The sequence below is a fragment of the Arthrobacter sp. Bz4 genome (genome assembly GCF_003075455.1).
GTDB lineage: Bacteria > Actinomycetota > Actinomycetes > Actinomycetales > Micrococcaceae > Arthrobacter_D.
The window spans coordinates 17,521-37,935 of the sequence record NZ_QDAE01000004.1 but is presented as its reverse complement, the minus strand read 5'-3'; the positions used below and the strand labels follow the sequence as shown (position 1 = coordinate 37,935).

19 protein-coding genes, 2 pseudogenes and 2 riboswitches are annotated in these 20,415 nt (G+C 64.9%); of the genes and pseudogenes, 8 read left to right on the top strand and 13 right to left on the bottom strand.

All coding sequences use genetic code 11. The features are described 5' to 3' along the window. Together DDA93_RS04680 and DDA93_RS04675 are read left to right on the top strand one after the other, a co-directional pair. A complete protein-coding gene (locus tag DDA93_RS04680) occupies nt 1-486 on the top strand; it encodes a DUF6314 family protein (RefSeq protein WP_024476485.1) in 486 nt (161 codons plus the stop codon). 11 nt (nt 487-497) lie between these two features. Next, a complete protein-coding gene (locus DDA93_RS04675) occupies nt 498-1,130 on the top strand; it encodes a membrane protein (RefSeq protein WP_024476484.1) in 633 nt (210 codons plus the stop codon). Nucleotides 1,131-1,146: 16 nt separating this feature from the next. Here DDA93_RS04675 and DDA93_RS04670 read toward each other — a convergent pair whose 3' ends face one another. Then, a complete protein-coding gene (locus DDA93_RS04670) occupies nt 1,147-3,030 on the bottom strand; it encodes an ABC transporter ATP-binding protein (RefSeq protein WP_024476483.1) in 1,884 nt (627 codons plus the stop codon). A gap of 220 nt (nt 3,031-3,250) precedes the next feature. Here DDA93_RS04670 and DDA93_RS04665 point away from each other — a divergent pair, with 220 nt between their 5' ends. The 4 genes and pseudogenes from DDA93_RS04665 (at nt 3,251) to DDA93_RS04650 (ending at nt 6,384) form a co-directional block, all read left to right on the top strand. Continuing rightward, a complete protein-coding gene (locus tag DDA93_RS04665) occupies nt 3,251-4,075 on the top strand; it encodes an amino acid ABC transporter substrate-binding protein (RefSeq protein ID WP_024476482.1) in 825 nt (274 codons plus the stop codon). 27 nt (nt 4,076-4,102) lie between these two features. Next, entirely contained in the window at nt 4,103-4,762 is a 660-nt protein-coding gene (locus tag DDA93_RS04660; RefSeq protein WP_024476481.1) for an amino acid ABC transporter permease, read from the top strand. Continuing rightward, nucleotides 4,749-5,542, top strand: a pseudogene (locus DDA93_RS04655) (amino acid ABC transporter ATP-binding protein). Before DDA93_RS04660 ends, DDA93_RS04655 begins: the two are co-directional and overlap by 14 nt. 29 nt (nt 5,543-5,571) lie before the next feature. Continuing rightward, complete coding sequence (locus DDA93_RS04650; RefSeq protein ID WP_024476480.1) at nt 5,572-6,384, top strand: DUF1684 domain-containing protein; 813 nt, start codon at nt 5,572-5,574, stop codon at nt 6,382-6,384. 116 nt (nt 6,385-6,500) lie between these two features. Here DDA93_RS04650 and DDA93_RS04645 read toward each other — a convergent pair whose 3' ends face one another. Together DDA93_RS04645 and fdhD are read right to left on the bottom strand one after the other, a co-directional pair. Beyond that, nucleotides 6,501-7,538, bottom strand: coding sequence for an LLM class flavin-dependent oxidoreductase (locus DDA93_RS04645; protein WP_116778153.1), 1,038 nt, complete (start codon nt 7,536-7,538; stop codon nt 6,501-6,503). A 27-nt stretch (nt 7,539-7,565) separates the two neighbouring features. Then, a complete protein-coding gene (gene fdhD, locus DDA93_RS04640; RefSeq protein ID WP_019483840.1) occupies nt 7,566-8,405 on the bottom strand; it encodes a formate dehydrogenase accessory sulfurtransferase FdhD in 840 nt (279 codons plus the stop codon). A gap of 64 nt (nt 8,406-8,469) precedes the next feature. On the opposite strand from fdhD, the gene DDA93_RS04635 reads away from it, so the two are divergent. Further along, nucleotides 8,470-10,791, top strand: a complete 2,322-nt coding sequence (locus DDA93_RS04635) for an FdhF/YdeP family oxidoreductase (protein WP_019483839.1) — start codon at nt 8,470-8,472, stop codon at nt 10,789-10,791. Nucleotides 10,792-10,867: 76 nt separating this feature from the next. On the opposite strand, the gene DDA93_RS16660 is transcribed toward DDA93_RS04635, so the two are convergent. The 9 genes and pseudogenes from DDA93_RS16660 to DDA93_RS04595 all read right to left on the bottom strand — a co-directional run bounded on the left by DDA93_RS16660 (nt 10,868) and on the right by DDA93_RS04595 (nt 17,676). Further along, the gene (locus DDA93_RS16660; protein ID WP_243400509.1) at nt 10,868-11,572 is read right to left on the bottom strand and encodes a molybdopterin-binding protein; all 705 of its coding nucleotides are present in this window, start codon (nt 11,570-11,572) and stop codon (nt 10,868-10,870) included. Nucleotides 11,573-11,622: 50 nt separating this feature from the next. Continuing rightward, nucleotides 11,623-12,168 carry a hypothetical protein gene (locus DDA93_RS16655; protein ID WP_243400508.1) on the bottom strand — a complete coding sequence of 182 codons (546 nt, stop codon included), beginning with the start codon at nt 12,166-12,168 and terminating at the stop codon, nt 11,623-11,625. Continuing rightward, nucleotides 12,165-12,461 carry a DUF6457 domain-containing protein gene (locus DDA93_RS04625; RefSeq protein ID WP_024477379.1) on the bottom strand — a complete coding sequence of 99 codons (297 nt, stop codon included), beginning with the start codon at nt 12,459-12,461 and terminating at the stop codon, nt 12,165-12,167. The genes DDA93_RS16655 and DDA93_RS04625 overlap by 4 nt, the downstream gene beginning before the upstream one ends. A gap of 14 nt (nt 12,462-12,475) precedes the next feature. Beyond that, nucleotides 12,476-13,102 (bottom strand): molybdenum cofactor guanylyltransferase, encoded by a 627-nt coding sequence (locus DDA93_RS04620; RefSeq protein ID WP_024477378.1) that lies wholly within the window; start codon nt 13,100-13,102, stop codon nt 12,476-12,478. Continuing rightward, entirely contained in the window at nt 13,099-13,599 is a 501-nt protein-coding gene (locus tag DDA93_RS04615; RefSeq protein ID WP_019483835.1) for an HNH endonuclease, read from the bottom strand. The genes DDA93_RS04620 and DDA93_RS04615 overlap by 4 nt, the downstream gene beginning before the upstream one ends. 234 nt (nt 13,600-13,833) lie before the next feature. After that, nucleotides 13,834-14,696, bottom strand: a pseudogene (locus tag DDA93_RS04610) (NlpC/P60 family protein). Between the two features lie 29 nt (nt 14,697-14,725). Next, nucleotides 14,726-15,559, bottom strand: coding sequence for an NlpC/P60 family protein (locus tag DDA93_RS04605; protein WP_024477377.1), 834 nt, complete (start codon nt 15,557-15,559; stop codon nt 14,726-14,728). Between the two features lie 5 nt (nt 15,560-15,564). Continuing rightward, nucleotides 15,565-15,728: riboswitch (cyclic di-AMP (ydaO/yuaA leader) on the bottom strand. 125 nt (nt 15,729-15,853) lie between these two features. After that, nucleotides 15,854-16,522, bottom strand: coding sequence for a M23 family metallopeptidase (locus DDA93_RS04600; RefSeq protein WP_024477376.1), 669 nt, complete (start codon nt 16,520-16,522; stop codon nt 15,854-15,856). Between the two features lie 134 nt (nt 16,523-16,656). Next, a riboswitch (cyclic di-AMP (ydaO/yuaA leader) is annotated at nt 16,657-16,830 on the bottom strand. A 138-nt stretch (nt 16,831-16,968) separates the two neighbouring features. Next, entirely contained in the window at nt 16,969-17,676 is a 708-nt protein-coding gene (locus DDA93_RS04595) for a metal-dependent transcriptional regulator (RefSeq protein WP_019483831.1), read from the bottom strand. A gap of 248 nt (nt 17,677-17,924) precedes the next feature. Here DDA93_RS04595 and serC point away from each other — a divergent pair, with 248 nt between their 5' ends. Continuing rightward, nucleotides 17,925-19,052 (top strand): phosphoserine transaminase, encoded by a 1,128-nt coding sequence (serC, locus tag DDA93_RS04590; protein WP_019483830.1) that lies wholly within the window; start codon nt 17,925-17,927, stop codon nt 19,050-19,052. Between the two features lie 47 nt (nt 19,053-19,099). On the opposite strand, the gene DDA93_RS04585 is transcribed toward serC, so the two are convergent. Beyond that, nucleotides 19,100-20,377 (bottom strand): MFS transporter, encoded by a 1,278-nt coding sequence (locus DDA93_RS04585; protein ID WP_116778151.1) that lies wholly within the window; start codon nt 20,375-20,377, stop codon nt 19,100-19,102. Nucleotides 20,378-20,415 lie beyond the last annotated feature (38 nt).

Below are 20,415 nucleotides of genomic sequence, written 5' to 3'. Positions count from 1 at the left end.
ATGAATGAACCGTTTCGCCTCGGCGCCGCTGATACGCTCCTCAACTATCTGCACGGCTCCTGGACGGTCGAGCGTTCACTGGCCGATCACGCCTCCGGTCTGACGGGCCGGTTCACCGGCGTCGCGACCTTCACGTTCGACGACGGCGCCCTTCGCCACGGCGAGCGCGGCTCCCTCGCCTGGGCCGGGTCCTCACCCACACCAGCGACCCGCGAACTGTTCTGGCGGCCGACAGTCGAACCCCAGTCAGCAGAGGTGTTCTTCCCGGACGGCCGCTTTTTCCACTGCCTCGACCTCTCCACCGGCCAGGATTTGCCCGTACATCCGTGCCCACCCGACGTTTACCGGGGAGAGTTCGTCCTGGTGGGTCGGGATCATTGGCAGTACAGGTGGCGGGTCAGCGGCCCCCAGAAGGATCTGACGCTGCTGACGCGCCTCACCCGGACCGCCGAAACGGAATCGTTGAGAAGCAGCCGCGGGGCGTAATGTCGGCCCCTATGAGCCACCTCTTCCTCCGACGCGTCCCCCAGCTACTGGTTGGCTTGTTCTGCTACGGCTTTGCCATTGCCATGATGATCCAGGCCGGGATCGGCGTGTCACCGTGGGACGTACTCGGGCAGGGTGTCGCACTCCAGTCGGGGCTCCCCTTCGGTGTCGCCACGAACATCATTGGGCTGCTGGTGCTCCTGCTCTGGATTCCTATCCGGCAGAAGCCGGGCATCGGGACGGTACTCAACGTGGCGCTGGTGGGCCCCAGCGCAGAGGTGGGCCTGGCCATACTTCCGATGCCGACGGAACTCTGGGCGCAGATCCTGTTGTTTACCGGTGGGCTCACCCTCCTGGCGCTGGCAACCGGACTGTACATCGGTGCCCGGATGGGCCCCGGACCCCGGGACGGGTTGATGACCGGTATTCACCGGAAGTGGGGCTGGAAGATCTGGAAGGTTCGTACGCTCATCGAACTCACCGTGCTGGCCATCGGCTGGTTGCTCGGCGGCACCGTCGGCGTCGGCACCGTCGCCTTTGCCCTCCTAATAGGGCCCATGGTCAACGCAGCGCTCCCGCTGCTTCACATTCCGGACCCGCGCCCCCGCGGCGGCGCGGCAGGCACCGCTGCTCCTGCCACCTGAACCGGCCCACAGGGCGTTAGAGCCCCGGCGCCACGTTCTTCCTGACCGCGAACTGGGTGCGGTGCAGTTCCGCGTACCTGCCGCCACGTTCCAGCAGTTCGTCGTGGGTTCCGCGTTCGGCAATCTGGCCGTCCTCGATCACGAGGATCTGGTCGGCGGTGCGGATGGTCGAGAGCCGGTGGGCGATGACGATGGCGGTCCGCCCCTCCAGTGCTTCACTGAGCGCTGCCTGGACTGCCGCCTCGGAGGTGGAGTCCAGTGCGGCGGTCGCCTCGTCCAGGATCACCACCCGGGGTTGGGCCAGCAGGAGCCGGGCGATCGTCATGCGCTGGCGTTCCCCGCCGGAAAGCCGGTAGCCGCGCTCCCCCACCATGGTGTCCAGCTGATCGGGCAGTGACCTCAGCAGCGGTTCGAGCCGGGCCCGCCGGACGGCGTCCCAGATCTCCTCGTCGGTCGCCCCGGGCCGTGCCAGTAGCAGATTCGATTTGATGGTCTCGTGGAAGAGATGGCCGTCCTGGGTGACCATGCCCATGGTGTGCCGGAGCGATTCGAAGGTCACGTCCCGCACGTCGGTGCCAGCGAGGCGGACCGCGCCGCTGTCGACGTCGTACAACCGGGACAGCAACTGCGCGATCGTGGATTTGCCGGCACCCGATGTTCCCACCAGGGCGATCGTCTGGCCCGGTTCCACCCGGAAGGACACCCCGTGCAGCACCTCCTCGCCGCCCCGGGTATCCAGGGTGGAGACCTCCTCCAGTGAGGCGAGGGACACCTTGTCCGCCGAGGGGTAGGCGAACCGGACGTCGTCGAACTCCACTGAGACCGGACCGTCGGGGATACGTCCCGCGTCGGGCTTCTCCTTGATCAGCGGGTCCAGGTCGAGGACCTCGAAGACGCGCTCGAAGCTGACCAGCGCGCTCATGATTTCCACCCGGGCGTTGGCCAGGTTGGTCAGGGGTGCGTACAGGCGGGTGAGCAGCAGCGCGAGCGTGACCACCTCACCCGTGTTCAACGCACCGTTCAGGGCCAGGGCACCGCCGAGGCCGTACACCAGGGCGAGGGCGAGCGCGGAGACCAGCATCAGTGCGGTGACGAAGACCCACTGGAGCATGGCCATCCGGACGCCAATGTCGCGGACCCGTGCGGCGCGGACCGCGAATTCCTGCGACTCCTCGTCCGGGCGGCCGAACAGTTTGACCAGGGTGGCGCCGGGGGCGGAAAAGCGCTCGGTCATCTGCGTGCTCATCGCCGAGTTGTGGTCGGCTGCCTCGCGACGCAGGGCGGCGAGGCGGTTGCCCATCCGGCGGGCGGGCAACAGGAAGATCGGCAGCATGATGACGGCCAGCACGGTGACCAGGACCGACGTCGTCAGCATGACCACCAGGGTGAGGGCGAGCGCCACAATGTTGCTGACCACCCCGGAGAGGGTGCCGCTGAAGGCCTGCTGTGCGCCGATCACGTCGTTGTTGAGCCGGCTCACCAGCGCGCCCGTCCGGGTCCGGGTGAAGAAGGCGATCGGCATTTTCTGTACGTGGTCGAAAACGGTGGTGCGCAGGTCCAGGATGACTCCCTCACCGATCTTCGAGGAGAACCAGCGGGTCGCCATGGACACCACGGCGTCGGCAACCGCTACCAGAGCGATGACGACGGCCAGCCAGATGACTGTCTCAAGCCCGGTGCCGGCAATGATCTCGTTGACCACCTGGCCAGCGAGGACCGGCGTCGCGACCGCGAGGAACGCGGACACCACCGACAACGCGATGAAGAAGATCAGTTTGGTCCGGTACGGCACAGCAAATCTCAGGATGCGTTTCAGCGTTTCCTTCGAGAATTTGTTGTTGCTGTCCTTGGCGGTGGAAATCCGGTACAGGGAATTCCAGGCAGCGCCTTCCATGCTCATGTATAAGCCTCCGTTGCTCTGGTGTTCAGCTTATGCCCGCAACCTCCGGGGACGAGTCCCGGAGCGGCCCAAGGTCGCACGGATCACACCGGCGGCCGGAACTAATTCCGCTGAGGGCTTTGTTGCACTATGTGGCTCCGCACGTTGTGCCCGCACAACCATGCCCTGTACAACGGCAGGAGACCCCTGAACCATCCCCAGTTAGTAAGGACCCGCAAAAATGTTGACCCATCGTCTTTCAATCCTTGGCGCAGCCACCGCTCTCACCCTGGGCCTGGCGGCCTGCGGCGGCGGAGAAACCACCGGGGAGCCAGCTGACGGCAGCGCCTCTGCGGGACCCACCACGCTGCAGGAAATCCAGGACGCCGGCGTCATCACCGTCGGCACCGAGGGAACCTACCGTCCCTTCAGTTTCCATGAGGGCGGCGCCGGGGACCTGACCGGGTTCGACGTCGAGGTCATCACCGCCGTCGCCGAGGAACTCGGTGTTGAGGCGGAGTTCGAGGAAACCCAGTGGGACGCCATCTTCGCCGGGCTGGATGCCGGCCGGTTCGATGTCATCGCGAACCAGGTCTCGATCACCGACGAGCGTCTCGAAAACTACGATTTCTCCGATCCCTACACGGTCAGCACCGGTGTGATCGTCACCAGCGCCGACAACACCGAGATCACCTCCTTCGAGGACCTCGAGGGTAAGACCACCGCCCAGTCGCTGACCAGCAACTGGCACGAACTGGCGCAGGAAAGCGGCGCCGAAATTGAGGCAGTCGAAGGGTGGGCGCAGTCAGTCGCACTCCTGGAACAGGGGCGGGTGGACGCCACGATCAACGACACGCTGACCTACCTGGACTACCAGCAGACCAACCCCACCGACGCGATCAAGATCGCCGCTGAAACCGATGAGGAATCCCTGAGTGCCTTCGCCTTCACCAAGGGCAGCGACGACCTGATTGCCGCGGTCGACGAGGCCCTCGCCAGTCTGCGTGCAGACGGTACGCTTGCCGAGATCTCGGAGAAGTACTTCGGCTCCGACGTCACCGAATAGCACCGGCTAGCCACACGGAGGAACACCATCGACTGGACACTGTTCTGGGATTCGCTCTGGCCTCTGGTCCTGGGCGGGCTGACGGGCACCATCCCGCTGTCCCTGTCGTCGTTTGTCCTCGGCCTGCTCCTGGCGCTCGTGATCGCTTTGATGCGGTTGAGCAGCAACCGGTTCGCGTCAGGAGCGGCCCGGGTGTACGTCTCAATCATCAGGGGCACTCCCCTGCTGGTGCAGCTGTTCGTCATCTTCTATGGGCTGCCCTCGATCGGGCTGGTGATTGATCCCTGGCCCAGCGCCATCATCGCGTTCTCCCTGAACGTGGCCGGCTACGCGGCGGAGATCATCCGTGCGGCGATCCTGTCCGTCCCCAAGGGCCAATGGGAGGCCGGGCACACCATTGGCATGTCCCGCACCCGGACCCTGCGCCGGATTATCCTGCCGCAGGCCGCCCGCGTGTCGGTACCACCCCTGTCCAACACGTTCATCAGCCTGGTGAAGGACACTTCCCTGGCATCACTGATCCTGGTGACCGAGCTGTTCCGCCAGGCGCAGGAGATCGCAGCGTTCAGCCAGCAATTCATGATGTTGTATCTGGAGGCCGCGCTGGTCTACTGGGTGTTCTGCCTCGTTCTCTCCAGCGGGCAGTCCTATCTGGAGAAGAGGTTGGATCGTTATGTCGCACACTGAGCCCGCTGCCGGCCGCTCCGGTGAACCGGGAAACCTGCTGACCGTGACCGGACTCAGTAAATCGTTCGGCGACAACGTGGTGCTGAAGTCAATCGACCTGGCGGTCCGGCCCGGTCAGGTCACTGCCCTGATCGGGCGTCCGGCTCCGGTAAAACCACAGTGCTCCGCTGCCTCAACGGGCTCGAGACGCCCGACGGCGGAACAGTCTCGGTCGCGGGTGGACCGTCGGTGGATTTCGGCGGGCAGGTCAAAGCCAGGGACCTGTCGGCGTTGCGCGACCAGAGCGCCATGGTCTTCCAGCACTACAACCTGTTTCCCCACATGACCGTCCTTCAGAACGTCATCGAAGGACCCATGCAGGTCAAGAAAACCCGCAGGGCCGACGCCGTCCGGGACGCCGAGGCGCTGCTCGCCCGGGTGGGACTGGCCGACAAGAAGGACCAGTACCCGTTTGAACTGTCGGGCGGGCAGCAGCAGCGGGTCGGCATTGTGCGCGCGCTGGCCCTGAAACCGGCGCTGCTGCTCTTTGATGAACCCACCTCGGCGCTCGACCCGGAGCTCGTGGGTGAAGTCCTGGGTGTCATCAAGGAACTAGCCGACGAGCAATGGACCATGGTGATCGTTACCCATGAGCTGGCCTTCGCCCGCGAGGTTGCCGATGAAGTGGTCTTCATGGACGGCGGCGTGGTGATCGAACGCGGCCACCCCGACACCGTGCTGCGGGCGCCCAAAGCGGAGCGGACCAAACGGTTCGTCCAGCGCCTCCTCCACCCGTTCTGACCCGTTCTGCGACTTTTTGGAGATTTCCCATGACCCAGCACACCCCTGACCGGACTCACCTCCAGCAGTGGCGCAGCTTCCGTGAGCAGCGTGACGGCTCCCTCGCCGTCGGCCATGGCTGGCTGACCCTGACGTCCCTGCAGTGGCTACCTGCTGAGCCGTCGGCACTGGAACTGGTGCCCGGCCTCTGGAGTGCAGGGCTGCCCGGTTCCGCCGAGGGCGCCACCCTGACCGCCCAGGTCGCTGAGGGCCTGACCCTCGCAAGCACCGGGGCGCCAGTCAGTGGAACGATCACCCAGCTCCTCGACGACGGCGATTCCCTTAACTGGGTGCGCTATCAGGACACAGTGGTGGAACTCGCGGTCCGCGGCAACCGCTACGTGGTGCGGACCCGCGACAACACGGCCCCCACATTCACTGGGTTCGACGGCGTGCCCGTCTTCGAGTACGACTCCTTCGCGGTGGCCGAGGGCCGCTACACTGCCTTTCCGGCGGCGCGTGAGATACCGATCCGGACCGCCCACCCCGAGGTCGACGACGTCGCCCAGGCGACCGGAACGGTTTCCTTTGTCATCGGTGGCGATGAACACACCCTGATGGCCGAACAGCAGCGGGACGGCTCCCTGAAAGTGGCGTTCCACGATGCGACGAACAAGGACACCACCGCCGGGTGGCGTTTCCTTGTCACCGACCGGGTGTCATCTGATGGTCGGGTCCAGCTCGACTTCAACCGTGCGTTGAACTACCCGAGCGCGTTCACCCCGTATGGCACCTGCCCGCGGCCGATCGACGGTAACCGCATCGGCGTCCCGGTGGAAGCCGGCGAACGCATTCCCGGCTAGCGTCGTCGTCGTGCCCGCTTGGCCCGTTTCGGTGAGGAACCTGGACATCCGTGGGCAACTTTCGCTTTTCTCTCACCAATGTCCAGGTTGACCCGGCCTGTCCAGGTTGCTCACCGCTACGGCGCCACCACACCGAGCTCGCGGCGCACCATGGGCAGCACCTCGGTGCCGAGCAGTTCAATCGACTCGAGTACCTGCGCCTGCGGCACGGAGGACCAGTCGAGCTGCAGAATGTGGCGGTCGTGCTGCATCTGTGAGTGGGCCAGCACAATCTTCTCCGCCACTTCCTCGGGGTTCCCCACGAAGATCGCCCCGGTGCGTGCCGCCTGCATGTTGTAGGTGACCTCGCTCGGCATCGGGAAGCCCCGCTCCGATGAAATCCGCTTCATCGTGTCCAGCCAGTACGGCTTGAAGACTGCTGAAGCGTCCTTCCTCAACACCAGCCCGACGCCGCTCAGGCCCACCTTCAGGTTCGAGGGGTCATGGCCCGCCCGGACAGCTGTCTCGCGATAGAGCTGCGCGTGCTGGGCGAAGTTCCCCACGGCTCCCCCAAGCAAGGCAAAGATCACGGGCGTGCCCAGGCGTGCAGCCCGCACTGACGACGCCGGTGTGCCGCCGGTAGCGATCCAGATGTCGAGGTGCCCTGAGGTGGGCCGCGGCAGGATCAACGCATCATCCAAGGCGGCACGGAACTTGCCGGTCCAGGTAATGCGTTCAGCGGCGTCGAGCTGCAGCAGCAGCCGGATTTTCTCCTCGTAGAGCTCTTCGTAGTCCCCGAGTTCCGCCCCGAACAGCGGATAGGACTCGATGAAGGACCCCCGCCCGGCCGTGAGCTCAGCCCGGCCTCCGGAGAGGAGGTCGAGGGTCGCGAACTGCTGGTACACCCGCACCGGGTCCTCGGTGCTCAGGACTGTGACCGCCGAGCCGAGGTGGATCCTGGTGGTCTGCGCGGCGGCCGCGGCGAGCACGGGCACCACCGACGACACGGCGTAGTCCGGGCGGTGGTGTTCACCGATGCCGAAGTAGTCCAGTCCCACCTGGTCGGCGAGCCGGGCCCGCTCCAGCAGGTCCGCCATCCGCTGCTGCGGCGAAACCCGCTCTCCCGTCACCGGGTTGGGGTGGATGTCCCCGAAACTGTAGATACCGAGTTCCATGCGCGAGGCCCCTGACGTAGGTGGTGGCTAGGCTGCGATCCGCTGCGGGTGCGTGTAGCAGTTCAAAGAGGTGCCGCGGCTGAAGCCCACCAGGGTGATGCCGGTTTCCTCGGCGAGGTCGGCAGCCAACGACGACGGCGCGCTGACGGCCGACAGCACGGGGATCCCCGCAAGCTGCGCCTTCTGCACCAGCTCGAAGGAGGCCCGCCCGGACACCTGGAGGATGGTTCCCTTCAGGGGGAGCATTCCCTCCCGCAGCGCCCAGCCCACCACCTTGTCGACCGCGTTGTGCCGGCCTACGTCCTCACGAAGGCATAACAATTCGCCGTCGCGGGTGAACAGCCCCGCAGCGTGCACGCCTCCGGTCGAGTCGAACAGCTTTTGTGATTCACGCAGCCGGTCGGGCAGCCCGGCGAGCGCCGGGAGCGTGACCTGGGCGTCGTCGTCGTGCACGTCAAAACGGGACGACTTGCGCACCGCATCGATCGAGGCTGTGCCGCAGATTCCGCAGGAACTGGACGTGTACACGTGGCGTTCCATCGTGGTGTCCGGAAGTACCACATCGGGTCTGAGCTGGGATTCGACCACGTTGAAGGTCTGCTGACCGGCGTCGTCCACTCCTGCACAGTAGCGGAGACTGACCAGCTGCCCGGGCTCCCAGACGATGCCCTCAGAGACCAGGAATCCTGCCACCAGGTCAAAGTCGTCGCCGGGTGTGCGCATAGTCACCGAAAATGACTTTGCTCCCAAGCGGATCTCCAGCGGTTCCTCGCCGGCGAGAATATCCTCGCGCCGGCTGATGCCATTTTCGGTTGCGCCGAGGCGGAACCGGGTGATCTGGCGGCGCTGACTGACGCGCTTCTTCAATTTGCACTCCTACCGTTGTCCTAGGATGAGACTAGTGGACTTCTGACCCTAGGATGTGATGGCTATGGCGACTCGTGCGCCCAAAGATGGAATCAACGAAGCCGAAATTGAGGTCGGTAAGCCCAAGAGAAAAGCGGTGGGACTTCCCGCCGTTCTGAACTCCCTAAAGATTTCCCTGGACCAGATGGGTCCGGTGCGCAGCGCGCAGACGCTGCTGGCAGTGAACCAGGTAAAGGGTTTCGACTGCATGGGCTGCGCCTGGCCCGAGGGTGACAAACGGCACACCGCCGAGTTCTGCGAAAACGGCGCCAAGGCTGTCGCCGAAGAAGCGACGCGCCGCATCGTGACGCCGTCGTTCTTCGAGAAGCACTCGGTTGCCGAGCTCAACGAGCGCGATGAGTACTGGCTGGGCCAGCAGGGCCGCATCACCCATCCCATGCTCCTGGAAGAGGGCGGCACCCATTACCGTCCGGTGAGCTGGGATCAGGCCTACGACATCATCGTCGAAGAGCTGGCGGCACTGGACAGTCCCGACGAAGCGGTCTTCTACACCTCCGGCCGTACCTCCAACGAGGCGGCATTCCTGTACCAGTTGATGGTGCGTGGTATCGGCACCAACAACCTGCCTGACTGCTCGAACATGTGCCACGAGTCCTCGGGCTCCGCGCTGACCCAGACCATCGGCATCGGTAAGGGGACGGTGTCCCTCGAAGACGTCGACAAGGCCCCGCTGATCCTGGTCGCGGGCCAGAACCCGGGAACCAACCACCCCCGCATGCTGACGTCGCTGGAAAAGGCGAAGAAGAACGGCGGGCAGATCGTCGCGATCAACCCGCTGCCCGAGGCTGGGCTGCTGCGCTTCGAAAATCCGCAGAAGATCTCCGGCATCCTCGGCACCAGGTTCGGTGGCGGCACCCAGCTCTCCGACGATTTCCTCCAGATCCGCCTCGGCGGCGACCAGGCCCTGTTCCAGGGTCTCGGCAAGTACCTGCTGGAGCAGGAGGAGAAGACCGGGACGGTTTTCGACCACGAGTTCATCAAGGAACACACCACCGGCCTGGAAGAGTACCTGCAGGAACTGCGTGACGTGTCCTGGGACGAGATCGTCGAGGCCAGTGGAATCGCCAAGTCTCAGATCACCTCGGTCGGCGATCGGATGATCGCGTCCCCCGGCACCGTGGTGTGCTGGGCGATGGGTCTGACCCAGCACAAGCACTCGGTGAAGACACTGCGCGACGTCGTCAACGTCCTCCTGTTGCAGGGCAATATCGGGAAGCCTGGAGCGGGCGTCTGCCCGGTCCGGGGACACTCAAACGTGCAGGGCGACCGCACCATGGGCATCTTCGAGCGCATGCCCGACGGTTTCCACGACAGCCTGGACTCGCACTTCAACTTCGCGTCGCCGCGTAAGCACGGCGTCGATGTTGTTGCGGCGATCCGTTCCATGCGCGACGGCGGCGCGAAGGTCTTCATGGCGATGGGTGGCAACTTTGTGCGCGCCACTCCGGACTCCGATGTGACCGACAAGGCGCTCCGCAACACGCGCCTGACCGTACAGGTGTCGACGAAGATGAACCGTTCGCACCTGATCACCGGCCGTCGTGCCTTGATTCTGCCGGCCCTGGGCCGGACGGATCGGGACACCCAGGCCACCGGCGACCAGCGGGTGACGGTCGAAGACTCGATGAGTGCGGTGCATGCCTCGCGTGGACGGCTTCGTCCCCCAGGACCGGATGTGCGCTCGGAGATCTCGATCGTGTGTGAGCTCGGTGACCGGTTGTTCGCTCGCCCGGAGAGCCCGTTCCGCGACAACGCCCCGCAGATCGACTGGGTTGCGGCGCAGGCCGACTATTCGGTCATCCGTAACCACATTGAGGCGGTCATCCCTGGCTTCGAGGATTACAACACCCGGATTGAAACGGGTGGGTTCGTCCTGCCGAATGGTCCCCGTGACGGCCGGAAGTTCACCACTCCGTCCGGCAAGGCGGTCTTCACCGGCAACGCCCTCGAGTACCCGAAGATCCCCGAGGGGCGGCTGCTGCTGCAGACCCTACGGTCGCACGATCAGTACAACACGACGATCTACGGCAAGGATGACCGGTACCGCGGCATCCACGGCGGACGACGTGTGGTGCTGGTGCATGCGGACGATCTGGCAGCTGCTGGGATCGCCGAAGGAGAAATGGTGAACCTGGTCTCGCAGTTCTCCGATGGCGTTGAGCGCCGGGCCGAGAACTTCCGGGCGGTCACCTACGCCACCCCGCGGGGTTGCGCGGCCGCCTACTACCCCGAGACCAACGTGCTGGTGCCGTTGGATTCCACGGCTGACGTCAGTGGAACACCGACGTCCAAGTCGGTCATCATCCGGCTTGAGAAGATCGCCTGAGCTGAACCGCTCTGAGCCTGAAACACCGGCGCCCCCATTCAGCTGAATGGGCGCCGGTGTTTTAACAGGTGGAGTTTTAGCTGATCCATGGCAGGCGCAGCGCTGGCAACCTGTCCCCCGCAACGCAGCCGTCAGCCGGCACCACCATGACCCCGGCCGCGGAGGCGAGGCCTCTCAGCATGCCGGAGCGCTGGTGAGTGGCAGCGACGGCCCGGCCGGATTCCAGCCGGTAGGGCACCACCCGGCTCCGGCCGGGAAGCTCATCGAATGCTTCCCCGACGGTAACTTCGTCGGTTTCGGGGAACGGCGCCCCGCGCAGGCCTGCCAGCAGCGGGCCCACCACGGTAAACATGGCCATCATCGCGGCCAGGGGATTGCCGGGGAGACCTACCAGGAACCGGCCGTCCTGCAGTCGGGCCAGCAGCGTGGGGTGGCCGGGCCGCATCGCGATGCCGTCAATGATGAACTCTGCCTCGAGCGTCTCCAACGCGCGCCTGATGTGGTCAGCCGAGGAACTGCCCGTCCCGCCGGTGGTGATGAGGACGTCACCGGAGGCGCGAGCGAGGGAGAGTTCATCGAGCGCTTCGGCGCTGATGGCGGCGACGACGTCGTCGAGGTCATCCTTGGCACGGCCCGAGGTGTCGACGTGCCCACCCATCATCTGGACCAGACCGGGAAGCTGGGGACCAAACGTGTCACGGACCTGCCCCGGCTCGGGGAGCCCGGCTTCGATGACCTCGTCGCCGGTCAGCAGCAAGGACACCCGCGGTGCCCTCAGCACTGGAAGGTTGTCGTAGCCACAGACCGCGGCCAGGGCAATCTGGGCCGGGTTCAGGGTGACGTTCGCGGGAATGGTCTCGCTGCCCTGAGGGGCCTCCTCGCCGGCCGGTCGGATGTGTTCCTGGGGCCTCGGCTCGTCCGGCCGGGCCCGCTCGTTGCGGTCCAGGGAATCACCGCGGACGCGCCGTGCTCCATCCGGAGGATCCCGGTGGTCCCCTCCGGTACCACGCCGCCGGTCAGGATGAATGTCGCCTCCCCGGGAGCCAGCGGCCCCGCACCCGAATCCTGGTGCGGGGCAGGACGCGACCAGGGGTGCTCTTCCTTTGGTGCATGACTAACCAGTTGCCACGGTGGATTGCCGTTGACGGCCCATCCGTCCATGGCCGATGACGCGTAGTGCGGGATGGCCTGTAAAGCCGTGACCGGCTCGGCCAGTGTTTGTCCAAGCGCTTCGGAGAGCGGGACTGTCTGGTTGGCCATTGGCGTTCCGGCGTCGTAGGCGACGCGTCGCGCCTGCTCCCAGTCGAGGTTCCGGCCGGTGGAGTTGTCGGTGGCAGTATCACTCACTGGGGATTCGCTCATGGGGGATTCGCTCACTGGGCCTCCGCCGTTGGTGGGGCGGCCGCGTCTCCGGTGGGACACTGGCGGCGGGCAGCCTCAATCGCTGACTCCATGGCTACCGCCTCGGTAGCCTGCTGGCTGGCCACGGCAAGGCCAGCGGCATAGCCAGCAATGAAGGTGGTCAGCGGCGCTGCCGGGCGCACTATTGAATGGGCTGCGTCCCCCGCGAGGGAAAGGATGGCATCGATATCGATGGTGGTGCCCTGAAGCTCGAAGGCCTCAATGAGTTGGGCACTCCATTCCTGAAGGATCTGATCCTGTTTTTTCATCGCTGCTCCTGAATCTAGGTCGGTGCTGTGCCTGAGACACCGAGGGATTGAGCGTCAGCCCAGGTGTCGACGTCGGCGGTACTGCCCGGCCGAACGTCAATTGCTCTCCATTGCACCCTAGCAAGGAGTGCCTTCATCGATAGATTCTGGGCCCCTCCGGAGGCGTGGATCTCCTGCACCGCTAACCGCAGGTCAGCAAAACGGTAGAGGGCGGCCAGCGGCTGGTCCCGGCCGCCGTCGTGCGCCATCGCCGAGGAATCCGGACGATCGACCGCCGCTTTCAGAAGCGAAGGAATCGCCTCCGCGATGCGCGGCATGTCGCACGCCAGCACCAGCAGCCACGGTGTCGAGTCGTCCTGTAAATGGTCGACGGCGGCAGCCAGCGCCGCGGCCGGCCCGCCGAACGGGGGCGACTCGCGGACAAACTCGCGCGACACCGGTTGAGCCCGGAAGGTTGCGCCATCGACGTCGTCTGGCCCGACGACGACAATCCGTCGTGCAGCTGCCGCGGCCTGACAGGTCAGGTCAAGCAGGCTTTGCCCGTTGAGCTCGAGATGGGCCTTGGGTGTACCTCCCAGGCGTGAGGATCTGCCACCCGAGAGCACTACGGCATTGAAGGCAACGGGTACCTGAGCGCTCAAGCGGCGCTCTCCGACCGGAGGAAGGCGCTCCACTGCGGGGCTGGCTTCTCGATCTCACGGAAGTGGTGGGATGGGCCGCGGGGCGGTTGTGGGGTGACCCCCAGCTGCCACCCCAGGGAGGCGAGCGTCTTGTCACCTTTGTCGTTGTTGCACCTGAGGCAGCAGGCTACGAGGTTTTCCCAGCTGGAGTCCCCGCCGCGGGAGCGTGGATACACGTGATCGATGGTGGAGGCGCTTTTGCCGCAGTAGGCGCACAGATGGTTGTCGCGGCGCAGCACACCCCTGCGGGTGACCACGAGACTTTGCCGGTAGGGGATTTTCACGTACCGGTTCAGCAGGATGACCGAGGGGCGCCCGAGAATCTCATTGGGTCCGATGACCGGTTCCTCCCCTTCCGCGACGACGCTGGCTTTGCCGGCCAGCACAAGGACCAGCGCCCGGCGGAAGGTCACTACCGCCAGCGGCTCATATCCAGCATTCAGAACGAGAGTGCGCATGCACATTCCTCTTTGCCGATCAGGCCTCTACCCCTATCGCCGGGGTCGCAGGCCGAAATCCTGACTCCTTTTGAGTAAGGGTAGTTCGGCTGACGCTCGGTTAGCTAATTTTGATGGAGCTGGTCCACGCGTGTCGTCGCGGACCGATCGCCTTGACAGTCCGGGCGGCTGCCAGACGCACAAAAAGACCCGGAGGAAATTCCTCCGGGTCTTTTGTCGTAATGCGGGGTGTTCCTAGCCGCCGACGCGGATGAAGACTGGGCCCGAACCAAGGTCGGCTGGAGCGACGACGGTCTGGTTGCCGTTGAACCCGCCGTGGACTGCCTGACCGCCACCGATGTACACAGCAATGTGGGCCACTCCGGCTCCGCCATCTGTGTAGTAGATGAGGTCACCTGGGATGGCTTCGCCGGCGCTGACCGTGCGTCCGAGGGACAAGTACCCGGCTGGCCAGCGTGGAAGTTGATCCCTGCTGCTGCCAGGGCGTTGCTCACCAGACGGGTGCAGTCCTGGGTGACTCCCAGCTGAGCCTGTGCTGCGGCCGCGATTGTTGCTGCCTTCCCTGAGGATGCGGCTGGGGCTTTCTGCGCGACGGGGGCCTCGGCTGCCGGAGCGGCCTGTGCTGGAGTGGTCCGGACGGGCGCTTCCGGCTCGACGTTCACTGCAGGTGTTACGGTAACCGGCTCTACGGTTTCGGGCTCAGCGGCCGGGGCCACGGCCGGAGCCTCTTCGATCTCCACAACGGTCTCAGCCTGAACAGTGACTGCTGGGGCTTCGACGACTGCTGGGGCTGCTACGGCTTTGACCGGGGTGCGGTTGAACGCAATGTCGGCGTCTGCGGGTGCTTCGACGGCGGCTGGTGCGGCCTGGATCTCCAGCGCGGAGGTCAGGGTGGTCCGTTCGGCTGATTCGAGGGAGAGCTCAGCAGCGTTGGCCGATACCCCACCGGTCAGGACCAGGCCTGATGCTGCGGCGATTACGGCTGCCTGACGGCCCATGCCGCCAGCGTTCTCGGTTACTGCTTTGGCCAGAGCCGAGAAGTTGGTGTTGTGGCGCTTATCGGCACGGTGGCGTGCAATAGCTGTGCGAGTTGTCATTTTTGCGTTCTCCAGGGTTCGGTGTGGTCTTAGCTAACGCGGACGAAGCTAGCGCCGGGGAGGTCGGAAAGGGAATGGAGGTCGGTGTTCATGCCGTTCAGGCCACCGCTGATGACTTGGCCGTTTCCGACGTAGATGGCTACGTGGCCGGCGGTGATTACCAGGTCGCCCGCCGCTGGAGAGCCAACAACTGATCCGAAGGCGAAGAAATCGCCAGGCGCAATGTCGCCAACGGACTTGCCGACGGAGCGAAGTGCCTTCTCAACCATGGCGGTGCAGTCCTGCCCGACACCGATCTGGGAGTAGGCGGATCCGACCAGACCAGCGGCGATGTTACCGGAAGGCGCAGCCTTGGGGGCTGGCTTTTCGGCTGCGGGCGTCTGGGCTGGCGCAGCTGGTGCGACTACTGCTTCTGCTGCGGGCGCCTCAACTGGCGCTGCCTCGACTGGCGCTGCTTCCTGCACGGCGGGCTCTGCCACCATTTCGGCTACCGGCTCAGCGGCGGGTGTTATTGGCTCGATGACGTCGGCCTGCACCTCGACGACTGGAGCAGCTACGGCGGCGGGCGTTGCCGACACGGCTGCACGCTCGAAGGTGATCTCGGCGGTGGCGGGAGCGCTTACGGCGTCAGCCGTAGCAGCAATCGAGTTCAGGGGGGTGGAGAGCTGAACGACACGCTCGGACTCACCGAACCCGTGGGCTGGCAGTCCGGCGGTCAGGACGAGCCCTGACGCTGCGACGATGACTGCTGCCTGGCGGCCGACGGAACCAGCGTTCGAGGAGACGGCGCTTGAGATGGCTGTCAGGGGGCTGGTGTGCGTACGGGCGGCCCTGTGGCGGCCCAGAGAAGAGCTAGTTGACACGTTCGATTGCCTCTCCCAATTGCCTGCGAGGTGAGCTGTCGGATTCGGATGGGAGTCACCCGGCCCTCTGATTCCCAGTGGAATCAGACGACTTAACCCCAAGGATTTCTTGCGAAATCCACTAATTGGTTCCCCCGCCTCTGCCATGCGAATTGTGCGAACGGAACCTCAGGCAGTGGCAGAGCTAGGCGATCTGCTCGAGGGTGCCAAACCTATTAGAATTTGGCACGAGATCGACGGTACATGAGATTGACCGCAATGTCACATTCCGGTCACGAAACGGTGTGTCCTTGGTTACAGCCAGCCCATGGGGTCCACGGCCTGACCGTCAACCATCACTTCAAAATGCAGGTGGCAGCCGGTGGATGCACCGGTACTACCGCTCTGGGCGACGACCTCACCGCGGTCCACTGACTGCCCCTCCTGGACACTGCTGGACGAGAGATGGTTGTACGTGGATTCGAGCCCGTTGCCGTGATCGATGACCACGCGGTTTCCACCGCCATAGGGGTGCCAGCTGGCAAAGGTGACAGTGCCGGACGCTGCCGCGAACACTTCAGTGCCGCACGAGCTGCTGAAGTCCTGGCCTGAGTGGAGTTCCCCACCCAGGCCGGTAATCGGACTGACCCGGTAACCGAACGGGGACGTGACAATCAGCTTGTCCATGGGAGCTGACAGGGAGCCGCGGGCCGCGGCAGGCACAGCCGCTGAGTCTGCAGCGGTCATGATCTCGCTGAGCTTGGCGTCTGCGTCGAAGGTGCTCTGCAATGCGGTGCGGCTGAAGTCGACCAGCGCCGCGTCGGGAACGCTGATTTCCCGGGGCGCGACAGTCGCCTGCACGGTGGGCGCAACGGCTGCGGCGGCCGCGTTGTCGTTCTGTGGGGCCGTCCCCGCGGTGGTGGGTAGCGTAACGGTCAGCACCAGCCCGGACGCGGCGGCGGCGATGGCGAATTTTTGGCTCATCCCGGTGAGCGAAAAGTCGCCCCTGACCCGTGTTGCTCGTCGTCGTCGTTCGAGTCGTTGCGCGTCCCGAGGACGCACGGCAGGTACTGGGGCGCCGGCACGGCGGCGTCCCGAAGCATGGTGCTTCGACAAAGGGTCCCTTTCGTATATGCCTGCGAAGTTAGCTGTCGGATTCGAGTTCGGGAAGAAACTCGGCCCTGACCGGTCCGCCGAAGCAGCACCGCGTCCGGACTTCACCCCAAGGCGGCTTATCAGCCGCCGTCTGATGGGTCCTCCGCCCCTGTCACGGGTCTCAGCATCCAAATCCGCTGACAGGGTCAGGCGTGCGGTTTAGATAACGCTGATGTATCAACGTCAGCTTTCCATCATCCACGACCATAAGCAAAAGAGATACGTTCGTTATCTTTTCCTGTGGATAACTTGCGGCAATATTGTGCCGTGGAGGGTTAGAGAGCCGGCCCGGCGACCGACACGAACACGTGTGCGGCGACCTCCGGCGGGAGCTCCAGCGCGCCCTCGATACCCTCGACCCTGACCGACACATAGTCGCCGGCCGCCTGCACCCCGATGACCGTTCCGGGCCGCAACCCACCCTCATCGAGTTGGGAGAGCAGTTCCGGGTCCACCTGAATGGGCTCGGCCAGCCGGACAAGGGTAATCACTGACCCCTGAGGATTGGCGCCGATCACCGACAGGAGGCTGCGGACACCGTCGGTGAAGCCCTGGGTTGGCGGGCCGCCCAGGGCCTCAAGCCCCGGAATAGGGTTGCCGTATGGAGACTCGGTGGGCTTTCCCAGCAGCTCGTACAACCGCTGTTCAACCCGCTCGCTCATCACGTGCTCCCAGCGGCAGGCCTCTTCGTGGACATAAGCCCAATCCAGGCCAATCACGTCGGAGAGGAGACGTTCGGCGAGGCGGTGCTTGCGCATCACCCCGATGGCGCGACGGCGGCCAAGGTCAGTGAATTCGAGGTGGCGATCGCCCGAGACGATCACCAGCCCGTCGCGCTCCATCCGGCCGATGGTCTGGGAGACGGTAGGACCGGAATGGCGGAGCCGTTCAGCGATCCGGGCGCGGAGGGCAACAATGTTTTCCTCCTCCAGTTCCAGGATGGTCCGCAGATACATCTCAGTGGTATCGATGAGGTCCGTCATGCGGTTCAGCTCCTAGGCACTGGTGCGGGATGGAACAGCGGGCAGCTTTCGCGGTGGGAGCGCGGCACATATCGCCAGCGCCGAACACAAGTTCTACGCTCACCAAGGTTAACCCATTTACCAGAGGCCGCGGCAATCAGCGGCAACCGGGTGCCCGGTCGGGGCATGTTCACAAATGCCGCCAGGGCCGGGTAGTGCGGCAGAATGTATCCCGTCTTGTGTCGCACGCTTACCCCCTTGGAGAGACCATGAGCATTTCCCCGGACCAATTGATCCCCGCTGGCCTCCTTCCCGCCGACGGGCGTTTCGGAGCCGGCCCGTCGAAGGTGCGCGACGAGCAGATGGAGGCCCTCGCGCAGGCCGGACGGACCCTGCTTGGCACGTCCCACCGTCAGGCGCCGGTGCGCAACCTTGTCGGTTCGGTCCGGGAAGGCCTGAGCCAGCTGTTCAACGCGCCGGCCGGCTACGAGGTGGTGCTGGGCGTTGGTGGGTCAACAGCGTTCTGGGATGTTGCATCCTTCGGGCTGGTGCAGGACAAGGCCCAGCACCTGTCGTTCGGGGAATTCGGGGCGAAGTTCGCTTCCGCCACCAACAAGGCGCCCTTCCTCCAGGCGTCCTCGGTGATCACCTCGGCCCCGGGGACGCGCCCCACCCCTGCAGCGGAAACAGGCGTGGACGTCTACGCCTGGCCGCAGAACGAGACCTCCACCGGTGTGGCAGCACCGGTGCACCGGGTCGACGGCGCCGCACCGGATGCCTTGGTCCTCATCGACGCGACGTCGGCCGCCGGCGGCCTGGACGTGGATGTCAGTGGGTCCGACGTCTACTACTTCGCGCCCCAGAAAAACTTCGCGTCCGACGGCGGCCTGTGGCTTGGCCTGTTCTCGCCGGCCGCGCTGGAGCGCGCAGCCCGGATCGCGGCGACCGACCGTTGGATCCCTGATTTCCTGAACCTCCAGACGGCCATCGACAACTCTTTACTCAACCAGACCTACAACACCCCGTCCCTGGCCACCCTGGTGACTCTCAACGCCCAGGTCGAATGGTTGAACCAGAGCGGCGGTCTCGAGTTCGCTGCGGCCCGCACCGCGGAGTCCGCGGGGCGGGTCTACCAGTGGGCGGAAGCGTCCGACGTCGCCACCCCCTTCGTCACGCGCGCCGAGGACCGCTCCAATGTCATTACGACCATCGACTTCGACGACTCCGTTGACGCTGCGTCACTCGCGAAGGTGTTGCGTGCCAACGGCATTGTCGACGTCGAGCCGTACCGGAAGTTGGGCCGGAACCAGCTGCGCATCGCGACGTTCGTCTCGATTGAACCGGACGATATTTCAGCCCTGCTGGCCTGCATCGACTTCGTGATCGGCGGACGCTAGCCCTCCGCCGCCCCTAAGATCCCAAAAGCCTGTGGCTGGCAGGGATCTTAGGGATCGGTGAGAGGTTTCCCGAAGTCAGTTTCAATCCGCAGCCGACGCCGTGGGGCCGGATCGTAGCGAAGCCGTAGATGGTGGGCCCGCCAGGCCCAGATCATTCCAGCCAGCGCCGCAATGATGCCGGCCGCTGCGGCGACGGCGAGGCTCCACCGTGGACCAAAAGTGTTGGAGACCAGGCCGACGATTGGTGCGCCGAGCGGTGTGCCGCCGAGGAAAATGGCGAAATACAGCGCCATGACCCTGCCGCGCATCACCTGCTCGGTGGTGGTCTGGACGTACGCATTGGCACTGGTCATGAGTGTCAGCGCGAACAGGCCCACCGGGATCAGGGTGAGACCGAACAGCCAGACCGTGGGGGCCAGCGCTGCTGCGGCACAGGCGACCCCGAAAGCTGCTGCCGCCCCGTAAATGAACCGGAGCCTCGGTTTGCTGCGGCGGGCCGAGAGCAGAGCGCCCGCTACCGAGCCGACGGCCATCACCGATGACAGCACGCCGAACACTCCGGCGCCACTGTTGAACTCGGTGCGTGCCATCGCCGCGATGTAGACGGCAAAGTTGAGTCCAAAGGTGCCGACGATGAAGATCGCGAGCATCACCATCATCAGGTCGGGCCGGTTACGCACATATCTGAAGCCCTCCCGAATCCGGCCCTTGCCCGGCGGAGACTTCTCCAGGACTCGCAACTCGGACCGTCTGATGGTCATCAGCACAAAGATCATGGCGCCGAACGTGAGCGCGTTGATCATAAATACCCAGCCGGGGCCCACCGCCACGGTGAGCAGACCCGCCACCGCTGGGCCAACCATCCGCGCACCGTTGAAAGAGGCGCTATTCAAAGCGACTGCGTTGGGGAGATAGTCGTCCCTGACCAATTCGGAGACGAATGTCTGCCGTGCTGGCGCGTCGACCGCGGAAACGAATCCGAGGGCGAGGGCAAAGGCGTACACATGCCAGAGTTCGGCCACCCCGAGCACCACCATCAGCCCGAGTCCGACGCCGAGTGCCGCCATCGAGAGCTGGGTGATAATCAGTAGTTTCCGCCGGTCCACCGAGTCTGCGATCAGACCTGCCCAGGGGGCGACGAGCAGTTGGGGGCCGAGCTGGAGCGCCATGACAATGCCCATGGCTGCTGCATCCTGATCGGTGAGGATGTCATACACCAGCCAGTCCTGGGCGGTGCGTTGCATCCAGGTGCCGATGTTGGAGACCAGTGCTCCGAAAAACCAGACCCGGTAGTTATGGATATGCAGCGAGCGGAACATCCCCATCAGGTGAGTTCCGCTCGGCCTCGTCCGCAACTACCGTG

What these genes read in the sequence shown, in the direction of transcription:
- DDA93_RS04680 (WP_024476485.1), top strand. Translation starts at nt 1, where the DNA reads ATGAATGAACCGTTTCGCCTCGGCGCCGCTGATACGCTCCTCAACTAT.
- DDA93_RS04675 (WP_024476484.1), top strand. Translation starts at nt 498, where the DNA reads ATGAGCCACCTCTTCCTCCGACGCGTCCCCCAGCTACTGGTTGGCTTG.
- DDA93_RS04670 (WP_024476483.1), bottom strand. Translation starts at nt 3,030, where the DNA reads ATGAGCATGGAAGGCGCTGCCTGGAATTCCCTGTACCGGATTTCCACC.
- DDA93_RS04665 (WP_024476482.1), top strand. Translation starts at nt 3,251, where the DNA reads ATGTTGACCCATCGTCTTTCAATCCTTGGCGCAGCCACCGCTCTCACC.
- DDA93_RS04650 (WP_024476480.1), top strand. Translation starts at nt 5,572, where the DNA reads ATGACCCAGCACACCCCTGACCGGACTCACCTCCAGCAGTGGCGCAGC.
- DDA93_RS04645 (WP_116778153.1), bottom strand. Translation starts at nt 7,538, where the DNA reads ATGGAACTCGGTATCTACAGTTTCGGGGACATCCACCCCAACCCGGTG.
- DDA93_RS04635 (WP_019483839.1), top strand. Translation starts at nt 8,470, where the DNA reads ATGGCGACTCGTGCGCCCAAAGATGGAATCAACGAAGCCGAAATTGAG.
- DDA93_RS04625 (WP_024477379.1), bottom strand. Translation starts at nt 12,461, where the DNA reads ATGAAAAAACAGGATCAGATCCTTCAGGAATGGAGTGCCCAACTCATT.
- DDA93_RS04615 (WP_019483835.1), bottom strand. Translation starts at nt 13,599, where the DNA reads ATGCGCACTCTCGTTCTGAATGCTGGATATGAGCCGCTGGCGGTAGTG.
- DDA93_RS04600 (WP_024477376.1), bottom strand. Translation starts at nt 16,522, where the DNA reads ATGAGCCAAAAATTCGCCATCGCCGCCGCCGCGTCCGGGCTGGTGCTG.
- DDA93_RS04595 (WP_019483831.1), bottom strand. Translation starts at nt 17,676, where the DNA reads ATGACGGACCTCATCGATACCACTGAGATGTATCTGCGGACCATCCTG.
- serC (WP_019483830.1), top strand. Translation starts at nt 17,925, where the DNA reads ATGAGCATTTCCCCGGACCAATTGATCCCCGCTGGCCTCCTTCCCGCC.
- DDA93_RS04585 (WP_116778151.1), bottom strand. Translation starts at nt 20,377, where the DNA reads ATGGGGATGTTCCGCTCGCTGCATATCCATAACTACCGGGTCTGGTTT.